Origin of the sequence: Streptococcus mitis (assembly GCF_001579035.1) — a bacterium.
GTDB lineage: Bacteria > Bacillota > Bacilli > Lactobacillales > Streptococcaceae > Streptococcus > Streptococcus mitis_J.
Map to the genome: position 1 here is coordinate 88276 of NZ_KQ970291.1, position 9897 is coordinate 98172.

At 43.6% G+C, this 9897-nt stretch carries 9 protein-coding genes and 1 pseudogene; all 10 read right to left on the minus strand.

Going from position 1 to position 9897, the window contains the following annotated elements:
• Positions 1-754: DUF6710 family protein (locus SMIDD26_RS09490; protein ID WP_246747019.1), on the minus strand; the 754-nt coding region annotated here is incomplete at its 3' end.
• 40 nt (positions 755-794) lie between these two features.
• A pseudogene (locus tag SMIDD26_RS11935) lies at positions 795-1112 on the minus strand (SRPBCC family protein).
• A 317-nt stretch (positions 1113-1429) separates the two neighbouring features.
• Complete coding sequence (gene purK / locus SMIDD26_RS09495) at positions 1430-2524, minus strand: 5-(carboxyamino)imidazole ribonucleotide synthase (protein ID WP_061439939.1); 1095 nt, start codon at positions 2522-2524, stop codon at positions 1430-1432.
• Positions 2511-3002 carry a 5-(carboxyamino)imidazole ribonucleotide mutase gene (purE, locus tag SMIDD26_RS09500; protein ID WP_038804287.1) on the minus strand — a complete coding sequence of 164 codons (492 nt, stop codon included), beginning with the start codon at positions 3000-3002 and terminating at the stop codon, positions 2511-2513. Before purE ends, purK begins: the two co-directional genes overlap by 14 nt.
• A gap of 199 nt (positions 3003-3201) precedes the next feature.
• Positions 3202-4464: a phosphoribosylamine--glycine ligase gene (purD, locus tag SMIDD26_RS09505; RefSeq protein ID WP_061439941.1), complete on the minus strand. Its 1263-nt coding sequence runs from the start codon at positions 4462-4464 to the stop codon at positions 3202-3204.
• A gap of 121 nt (positions 4465-4585) precedes the next feature.
• Complete coding sequence (gene purH, locus SMIDD26_RS09510) at positions 4586-6133, minus strand: bifunctional phosphoribosylaminoimidazolecarboxamide formyltransferase/IMP cyclohydrolase (RefSeq protein WP_061439943.1); 1548 nt, start codon at positions 6131-6133, stop codon at positions 4586-4588.
• Positions 6134-6174: 41 nt separating this feature from the next.
• Positions 6175-6882 carry a suppressor of fused domain protein gene (locus SMIDD26_RS09515; protein ID WP_061439944.1) on the minus strand — a complete coding sequence of 236 codons (708 nt, stop codon included), beginning with the start codon at positions 6880-6882 and terminating at the stop codon, positions 6175-6177.
• Between the two features lie 54 nt (positions 6883-6936).
• Positions 6937-7488 (minus strand): phosphoribosylglycinamide formyltransferase, encoded by a 552-nt coding sequence (purN, locus tag SMIDD26_RS09520; protein WP_061439945.1) that lies wholly within the window; start codon positions 7486-7488, stop codon positions 6937-6939.
• Positions 7485-8507, minus strand: a complete 1023-nt coding sequence (purM, locus tag SMIDD26_RS09525) for a phosphoribosylformylglycinamidine cyclo-ligase (RefSeq protein WP_061439946.1) — start codon at positions 8505-8507, stop codon at positions 7485-7487. Before purM ends, purN begins: the two co-directional genes overlap by 4 nt.
• 39 nt (positions 8508-8546) lie before the next feature.
• Positions 8547-9897: amidophosphoribosyltransferase (purF, locus tag SMIDD26_RS09530; protein WP_061439948.1), on the minus strand; the 1351-nt coding region annotated here is incomplete at its 5' end.

The window sequence follows — 9897 nt, forward strand, 5'->3', positions numbered from 1 at the left end:
AATCAGCGTCAAGCAAAAACCGCCCCAACTCAAAAATAACCCCTGAATAGAAAATTACTTTTTTATTATAATCTAAGCTAATAATTAAATGACCTTCTTTATTTCTATAATCTTTTCCATCAAAGTAAACATGATCATATAAAACAGAATAATCCCTCACTTCTTTAATAACAGTATTTCCTTTATTAATCATTCTTGCCGCAAACTGCGAATGATTAGCTCCATTACAAATCGCAATATCCATTGGATATACATAGTGATTCTCTATATTGTAACTGTAGCGATCCCCATCAAAAGGATTTTGATTATTTATTGTATCGAGATTACTTATTATTCTGTTCGAATTCCATGGATTTAACAAAATAGGCAACTCCTTCACCATTATTTCAATCGGTTCTTGCTCTCGAATTGTTTTGTTTTTATAATATTTCGCATCATCCGGATGTATGCTTCGGCAGATAATCTCATTAATAGTTAAATCTATTTCGTATACAATTTCGTTATAAATTTCTTCAATCAAAGAATTATCTTGTGCTTCATGATTAGTTTCAACTGCTTGAATAGCCTCATCAAAATTTAGATACTCAACCACAACCATCAACAGATTTTGAGCTGTTCTCACTCTGTCTTCATTTTTACTACAGCCTTCAACCATATTCATATAGTTTGTAAATTTATTTTTATAACCTTTATAATCAATCACACTTTTTGATCTTTGTATACTGCTAAATAATTTTCTTAAGAAATTTAACATTATTTCCTCCTAGATACTATAAATCTCCGTTTACTTCTCATTATCTAGTTTGTAGTGCTTTTCCCAAATCAAGGAAATACTGTTTTTTTGTTTTTTAAATAGAACCAAGCAAATGATGTCAGTAGGATATTTTTAACAGTAATATCTTCTGTAAAATCCAGAACCGTTTGTCCATCCTTATAATCAAATCGTCCTAGCCAAGTTCCTTGGAGATTTTTATTTTCAAACTCAAGTTCCCAACGCTTATGTAAGTCAACCTTTTTTACCTTAAAATTGTCTGGATACCATTTTTAGTGTATTCAATAAAGTGACTGTCATCTATTTTTTCAAACCGACCAGGAAAAACTCGCTTTCCTATTAGATTTTACCACTATTCCTACTCTTAATTATCAACACTATTTTTACGAATAGTTTGATACTAAATCAACATAGATGTGGTACATACGCCAGTTGCTACATGAATGGAATCCTGAGCTCTTTTTTCATTGATATATCCCACATTCCATAAGCAATTGCAAATATAAACACTATAACCATCATTGTGGAAGCAATATCTAGCACTTTAATAAATATGAGATCATCTACTAAAGCAAAGCACAGTGACTGGATGAGGTTAACCAAAGAAATTACCAGCTTTGTATGGAATCAGTACCTCAAGCCCTAAAATTGCTATTTTCACCTAAAAGTAATTCCCTCCCTAAACTCTTCCACCTCATCTGGCGCATCACTAAACAAAGTGACATGCCCCATCTTGCGATTATGTTTCGCTTCTATTTTACCATACATGTGGAGGTGGGCGCTTGGATTTTCTGTGACATATTTTTCAGCAGCCTCGACATGCTGTCCGAGTACATTGAGCATGACGGCTGGCGCATGCAGTTTGATAGCTGGCAATGGTGCTCCCAGAACTCCCAGAATATGAGTGTCAAACTGGGAGAAGTCGCAGGCTTCGATTGAATAGTGCCCAGAGTTATGTGGACGTGGGGCGATTTCATTGACAATGATGTCATCAGCTGTCGCAAACATTTCCACACAAAGTGTTCCAGACAAGTTGAGTTGCTCAGCGATTCTCACTGCCATAGCTTTGGCTTTCTCGGCTAAACTTTCAGAAATGCGAGCAGGCACAATAGTTTTTGAAAGGATATTGTTTCGGTGGATATTTTCCTGAACTGGGAAAACCGTCACGTCCTTGCCATTTCCTGATACAATGACAGAAATTTCAAGGTCAAAATTGACAAATTCTTCCAAAACACAGTCTGCTGAATCGGCTAGTGCATTGGCTTCTTCCAAGTCTTCTGCCGAGCGAATGACCTTTTGTCCATGGCCATCATAACCACCTGTTGCCGTCTTGAGGACATAGTTTTTCGACAGGTCGATATCTGCCAAGTCTTGGCTAGAAGTCACAACCTTGTAAGGTGCTACAGTGACTTGAGCCTTGTTTGAGAGGAAGTCTTTCTCAAAGATCCGGTTTTGGGAGATGCGAAGCAGGTCGGTCCCTTGAGGGAGTTGCCCATCCTTGATAACAGCATCAAGACCGTCAGCATCTACATTCTCAAATTCATAAGTCAGGACATCGCAACGCTCAGCTAGCTGACGAAGGGCATCCACATCGTTATAAGGCGCCACAATGATTTCCGCCACACGAGAGGCTGGGCAATCCGCAGCAGGATCCAGCGCAATGACCTTGTGCCCCATATAGATAGTTGAGATCGCCATCATCTGACCCAGCTGACCGCCACCGATAATTCCGATTGTTTTAGATGAGCTCATTGGTAGACTCCTCTGCGATTTTTCCTTGTTCTTCTGCAAAATCTGCCAAAGCTGTCGCGATAGCTTGATCCTCTACTGAAAGAAGACGGAGGGCGAAGAGAGCCGCATTTGTCGCACCAGCTTCACCGATAGCCATTGTCGCAACAGGCACCCCACCCGGCATCTGAACGATAGAATAGAGTGAATCCACTCCACTAAGAGCACGAGATTTGACTGGCACACCAATGACTGGAAGGGTTGTTTTAGCAGCGACCATACCTGGCAAATGGGCTGCACCTCCAGCACCTGCGATGATAACCTTGATGCCACGACTACGAGCTTCTTCGGCATGTTGGAACATGAGGTCTGGTGTACGGTGGGCAGAGACAACTTTCTTTTCGTAGGCCACACCGAAGCGGTCTAAGACTTCTGCTGTTTTTTGCATGGTTGCCCAATCGGATTTTGAGCCCATGATGATGGAAATTACTGGTTTAGTCATAATTTTTCCTTTTTTCTTCTTTTTTGATAATGGTCTTAGGTGGTGGGGACGGAAACAAACCTTCGGTTTCATTTCTACAATTTGAGCCTAAGTTCTCAAATTTTCCCCGACCAGAACAGATACTGTTCATACTGTTCTGGTCTTTTCACCACGGCGACCATTATCGTACTTGGCGACTACGTCGCTTTTTCTTACATCTTTATCTAATTGCCTTGCTTCCGATATCGGTTCGGTAAAAGAGGCCTTCTGTGTTTTGTTTGTCAAGTTCCTTGTAGATGATGTCTTGGGCTTCTTTGACGGTATCGTTGGTGGTGACGAGCATATAGACACGTCCGCCATTTGACAGCAGTGCTCTGCTATTTTCCGCAAACTTAGCCCCTGCATAATAGGTGATGATGTCGCCATCGGTTTTGGCTGGAAGCTTGACGCCCTTCTCATAAGCCAGTGGGTAACCGTTGGATGCGACAACCACACCCAGAGTCACACCCTTGTCCAGCCACGTGATCTTCGGCTCCTTGCCATCCAAAATGTCAGTAATATTTTGTGCAAAGTCAGATGTCAAACGAGGCAAGATAATCTGAGTTTCGGGATCTCCAAAACGAGCATTGAACTCGATGACTTTCGGACCGTCAGCTGTCAAGATAAGACCTGCGTAAAGAACTCCCAGATAAGGACGACCTTCTTTAATCATCCCTTCAAGGACTGGCTTGACAATAGTCTCCACTGCCGTGTCAACTACATTCTGTGTCAAGTGTGGAACTGGCGCATAGGCACCCATCCCACCAGTGTTAGGCCCCTTATCTCCATCATAGGCACGTTTGTGGTCTTGCGCTGTTGGCATGATGTAGAACTTGTCCCCATTGACAAAGGCAAAGAGTGAAAATTCCTCTCCTTCAAGGAATTCCTCAATAACCACACGCGCACCTGAGTCACCAAATTTATTGTCCAAAAGCATCTCGTGAGCTGCTTCGACTGCTTGCTCAACCTTCTCCACAACGACGACACCCTTCCCAAGCGCCAGGCCATCCGCCTTGACTACGATAGGCGCACCCTGCTTTTCGATATAGGCCTTGGCTTCCTCGAAATCTGAGAATGTGCCATAGGTTGCTGTCGGAACGCCGTATTTGACCATGATTTCCTTAGCAAAATCCTTAGACCACTCAAGTTCAGCCGCAGCCTTAGTCGGACCAAAAGCTTTGAGTCCTGCCGCATTGAAATCATCCACGATACCAGCCGCAAGGGCGTCATCTGGCCCGATAAATGACCAAGCAATATCGTTGGCTTTTACAAACTCAATCAATTCATAATGTTCGGAAATAGAGATATTTACCAATTCCAAACCATCCAGAGTCATCCCATCATTCCCAGGAGCTACAAAGACTTTTTCAACGCCTTTTGATTCAAGTAACTTTTTAGCAATCGCATGCTCACGACCACCCGAACCGACAACAAGCAGTTTCATTTCTCAACCTCTTTTGCGAATTATTTACTAACATTATAACACAAACGTTCGTTTTAATCTTATTTTATTAAGCATTTTTAAGCAAAAAAGGAAAGAAACTGTTTTCTTCCCTTTAGTGTTCTTAATGTCTAAAATGTCTCACGCCTGTGAAGACCATGGTCAAGCCATATTTGTCAGCGGCTTCGATAGACTCTTGGTCACGGACGGATCCACCTGGCTGGATGATGGCCTTGATACCTGCTTTGGCGATTTCTTCCACATTATCCGCAAATGGGAAGAAGGCATCCGAAGCAAGAACAGCACCGTCAAGACGGTCTTTAGCTTGGTCAATAGCGATGCGAACAGAAGCCACACGATTAGTTTGACCTGGACCAACACCCAGTGTCATGTGGTCATTGGTTACAATGATTCCGTTTGATTTGACGTACTTGATAGCCTTCCAAGCGAACTCAAGAGCAGTCGCTTCTGTCTCAGTTGGCTGGCGTTTGGTCACCACTTGCCAGTCAGCTGGGCTTTCTTTGACCACATCTTGGTTTTGCACCAAAAGTCCACCTACTACACCTGTGTATTCTGCTTCCACTTCACTAGCCTCTTGAGCATCAAATGGCAAGACAAGGATACGCAAGTTTTTCTTTTTATTGGTCAAAATGGCTAGCGCTTCGTCCGTATAGCTTGGTGCAATGATGATTTCAAGGAAAACGCCGTGCATCTTCTCAGCTGTCGCAGCATTCACCTCACGGTTGAGAACGACAATCCCACCAAAGATAGACACTGGGTCAGACTCATAAGCGTAGTCCCAAGCAGTCTCGATGTCATCAGCCTGACCGATTCCACATGGGTTCATGTGTTTGAGAGCCACAACGGTTGGACGGTCTTTGAAATCACGAATAATACGAATGGCAGCATCCGTATCACGGATATTATTGAAGGACAATTCTTTACCATTGAGCTGTTTAGCCGAAGCAATCGAGTAGTCTGTTGGCAAGGCTTTTTGGTAAAAGTCTGCATCTTGTTGAGGATTTTCACCGTAACGCATAGTCTGTTTGAGAACATAGGTCAAAGTCAACTTTTCAGGCTTACTTTCACCCACTTGAGTTGTAAAATACTCTGCAATCAAGGCATCATAAGCTGCTGTGTGACGGAAAACCTTGGCTGCCAAACGTTGACGCGTTTCGTAAGTCGTTTCACCATTGGCTGACAACTCGTCCAAAACCACTGCATAGTCAGAAGGGTCTACCACAACCGTTACGCTAGCGTGGTTTTTAGCCGCTGAACGAAGCATAGAAGGCCCGCCGATATCGATGTTTTCAACTGCATCAGCGTACGTCACGTCTGGTTTGAGAATGGTTTCCTTGAATGGATAGAGATTGACCACCACAAGGTCAATGAGCTCAATCTTGTTGTCCTTAGCCGCTTCCAAGTGGCTATCCAAGTCACGACGAGCGAGAAGCCCTCCGTGGATATTTGGGTGGAGGGTCTTCACACGACCATCCATCATTTCTGGAAAACCAGTCACATCATCGATGGCAATGGTCTTCACCCCAGCATTATCAAGGGCAACCTTTGTCCCACCTGTCGAGATAATATCCCAACCAAGTTTTTTAAGTTCTTGGGCAAAGTCAACAATGCCCGCTTTATCTGAGACGCTGATTAAAGCGCGTTTAGTCATTTTTGTTCCTTTCTTTGTATCAAGAGGTGCTTTCACATCATTTAAACTAAAGACTGGCGATCATAGTCTGTAAGCTGATTTCCAAGTTCTTTTAACAGTTTTATGACCTCAAGCTTACTAGTTTCACTTTCGTACACATTTCGCAGTTCTGCATCTGTCGCACCAATCAGGGTTACAAATTCCACTTTTCCATGCGGAGTATCAAGAGGCTTAGCTAAATCATCAGCAGCAGTCAAAAATCCTGTCAGACTAGATTTCTGCTGGGCATCAATTCCTACTGTCTGTTTAGTATAAATGTATTCCTCTGGCAAAACCACTTTACCTGTTTGAAAAATATATCTTGCTACATACTGTAGTAAACCACAGGCATTTTTGATTTCTTCTTCGTCATTATTTGATTTCTTTAACTTAAAAGTTAATTCAATCCCATAACCACTGTATTCAGGATCGTCGCTTTCTTTTGTATATAACTCTGACAGACCATAGCTGACAAAATGCCAAAAATCTCCCGCATCATAAACACTGATGCCATCAAGCGGATCTGGACCGCCCAACATATACTTGATAACTGTCCCATAATGAAGTGGATTGGGTTGATCCGGATATAAACGATTAAACTCTGCATCAATCGCATGCCATCCTGGAGTGCTATCATCTGTATTTTCAGCTTCAACAACAATTTTGCCTTCATCTTCAATTGGTGTCTCTTCATCTGAAGATTTCTTCTTAAAAAAATCAAATAAACCCATAATATCCTCCTTATCTGCTGTTGGACCGTCATAAAATCAGCTCTGATTTCGTTTTTATCTTCTCTCCACTCCCAAACTATCCAGCACCTCTGGATACAACTTGTACTCTGCCTCATGAGTGCGAGTTTCAAAGCTTTCGATGGTATCATCAGCTAACCGTGGCACACGCACTTGTTTGATAATCTTTCCTGTGTCCACACCAGAATCTACCCAGTGAATGGTCACACCAGACTGATCCACGTCAGCATTCCAAGCATCCTCAATCCCATGAGCTCCTGGAAATTCTGGCAGGTAGGCTGGATGAATGTTGACAATCCTGCCTTCATAAGCTGCTAATAAGGTTGGCCCAACGATTTTCATGTAGCCTGCTAGACAAACCAAGTCAATCTGGTGCTCTTCCAAGAGTTCGACAAGGGCAGCTTCGTAGTCTGCCTTGCTCTCAAACTCCTTGAGTTCAAAAGTATAGGACAGAACGCCGAGCTTGTCTGCACGTTCGAGTACATAGGCGTCACGATGGTCTGAAAAGACAAACTCTACTGGAAATTGTTCTGCTATCACCTGAAAATTTGAGCCATTACCAGAGGCAAAAACCGCTATTTTTTTCATTTGATGATGACACTTTCGTTTTCTTTCTTGACGATGCGACCAATTTCATAGACTGGTTCATCCAACAATTCCTTGACACGACTTACATTTTCAGGGCTAACTGCTAGCATAAGTCCCACACCCATATTGAAGATTTCAAACATTTCTTCGTGTTTAATCTGACCGTATTTTTCAAGAGCTTTAAAGATTGGTAAAACTGGTACCTTGCTTTCATCAATTTCAGCAGCTAGGTCATCTGCAAACATACGAGGAACATTTTCGATAAAGCCCCCACCTGTGATGTGGGCAATACCGTTGACCAACTCTTCCTTGATGAGTGGCAAAACAGCCTTGACATAGATACGAGTTGGCTCAAGAAGAACTTCCTTGAGTTGCTTGCCTTCCAATTCTGGCAGGACTTCCTCACCTGTGTAGTCTGCAAAGACACGACGGACAAGTGAATAGCCATTTGAGTGAATACCACTCGAAGCAAGTCCGAGAAGAACATCTCCCTCTGCCACTTTTGAACCGTCGATGATTTGAGATTTTTCTGCAACACCGACTGCAAAACCAGCCAAGTCATAGTCGTCTTCGCCGTACATGCCGGGCATTTCAGCCGTTTCCCCACCGATGAGGGCAGCACCAGCCTGTACACAACCTTCTGCCACACCAGCGACTACTTGTTCTAGTTTAGCTGGTTCATTCTTGCCTGTCGCCACATAGTCGAGAAAATAGAGAGGCTCCGCACCTGCAGCGATGATATCATTAACACACATGGCCACACAGTCCTGACCGATGGTATCGTGCTTGTCGTACTTGATAGCCAGCATGAGCTTGGTTCCGACACCATCAGTTCCTGAAATCAAGACGGGCTCTTTAGCCCCAGTCTTTGAAAGGTCAAACATGCCACCGAAACCACCAAGAGCTCCCATGACACCTGCACGCTCCGTACGAGCCACGTGCTTTTTAATCCGTTCAACAACTTCATAACCCGCTTCAACATCCACACCAGATTGAGCGTACGCATTTTTATTTGCCATTTTATTTTTCCTTTTCTTTAATGGAGAATCTTTATCCGTCTATTTGTAAAAACTGGTCTTTTCTTCCAAACTTCGACGATAATCTTCCTCGTAGTCATAGAGAGGTGTTGGATAGTCACCGTCAAAATAAGCAACACAGAGACCACCATTTGGTGCATCTGTTTCAATCCCAATCGACTCAATCAACCCTTCAACAGAAAGATAAGTCAGACTGTCCGCCCCAATGATTTGACGCGTTTCTTCGACCGTATGATTGGCCGCAATTAGCTCCTGACGGGTCTGGATATCAATCCCGTAGAAACATGGATAAGCTAGCGCTGGACTACCAATAGCAACGTGAACCTCAGTCGCACCCGCTTCTTTCAAGAGCTGAACAATACGACGAGAGGTCGTCCCACGTACGATAGAGTCATCAATCATAACTACACGCTTGCCTTTTACAACACCAGAAACAGCAGATAGTTTCATCCGCACCCCTTGCTCCCGCAATTCTTGAGTCGGTTGGATAAAGGTACGTTGGGTGTATTGGTTCTTGATGAGGCCCATTTCATTTGGTAAACCTGATTCTTCCGCAAATCCCATAGCCGCGCTGAGGGAAGAATTGGGCACACCGACCACGATATCCGCCTCATGCTTGAATTCACGCGCCAATTGGGCACCCATACGTTTGCGAGCCGTATGGACATTGACACCATGAATGTTAGAATCAGGGCGAGCAAAATAGATATACTCCATAGAACAGATTGCTAACTGGGTATCATCTGTATAGCTATCATACTGGATTCCCTTGTCATCAATGATCACAATCTCACCTGGCTTCAAATCACGAATCCATTCAGCACCAATGACCTCAAAAGCACAGGTTTCAGAGGAAACCACCACCGCTCCGTTGGCCATTTTCCCGATTGAAAGCGGACGGAAACCATTGGGGTCAAGAGCCGCAATCAACTTGTCCTCAAACAGCAAGATATAGGCAAAACCACCTTTAACTAGGCTGAGCGCCTCCTTGATTTTGCCCATCAGACTAGGATTGTGACTGCGACGAATGAGGTGAGCCAAAATTTCCGAGTCCGAAGTCGCACTGAAAATCGCTCCTCTATCTTCCAATTCTTTCTTGAGAGAGGCTGCATTGGTCAGATTTCCATTATGAGCCAAGCCAAACTGCATATCGTGAAAACGGAAGAGGAAGGGCTGGATGTTATCTACAGAAGCTTCGCCAGCAGTCGCGTAACGAACATGCCCAATCGCACCAGTTCCTGTCAATTTATCTAAGTTAGCAGGATTTCTGAAGACTTCTGATAGAAGACCCATATCGCGATGCCGCTTTAGTTTCCCTTGGTCATTGGAGAGGATTCCTGCCCCCTCCTGACCACGGTGCTGAAGACTGTGG

Excerpts from the sequence above, each read along its gene's own strand:
- SMIDD26_RS09515 (WP_061439944.1), bottom strand. The coding sequence starts at position 6,882 with ATGGGTTTATTTGATTTTTTTAAGAAGAAATCTTCAGATGAAGAGACA.
- purE (WP_038804287.1), bottom strand. The coding sequence starts at position 3,002 with ATGACTAAACCAGTAATTTCCATCATCATGGGCTCAAAATCCGATTGG.
- purK (WP_061439939.1), bottom strand. The coding sequence starts at position 2,524 with ATGAGCTCATCTAAAACAATCGGAATTATCGGTGGCGGTCAGCTGGGT.
- purD (WP_061439941.1), bottom strand. The coding sequence starts at position 4,464 with ATGAAACTGCTTGTTGTCGGTTCGGGTGGTCGTGAGCATGCGATTGCT.
- purH (WP_061439943.1), bottom strand. The coding sequence starts at position 6,133 with ATGACTAAACGCGCTTTAATCAGCGTCTCAGATAAAGCGGGCATTGTT.
- purM (WP_061439946.1), bottom strand. The coding sequence starts at position 8,507 with ATGGCAAATAAAAATGCGTACGCTCAATCTGGTGTGGATGTTGAAGCG.
- purN (WP_061439945.1), bottom strand. The coding sequence starts at position 7,488 with ATGAAAAAAATAGCGGTTTTTGCCTCTGGTAATGGCTCAAATTTTCAG.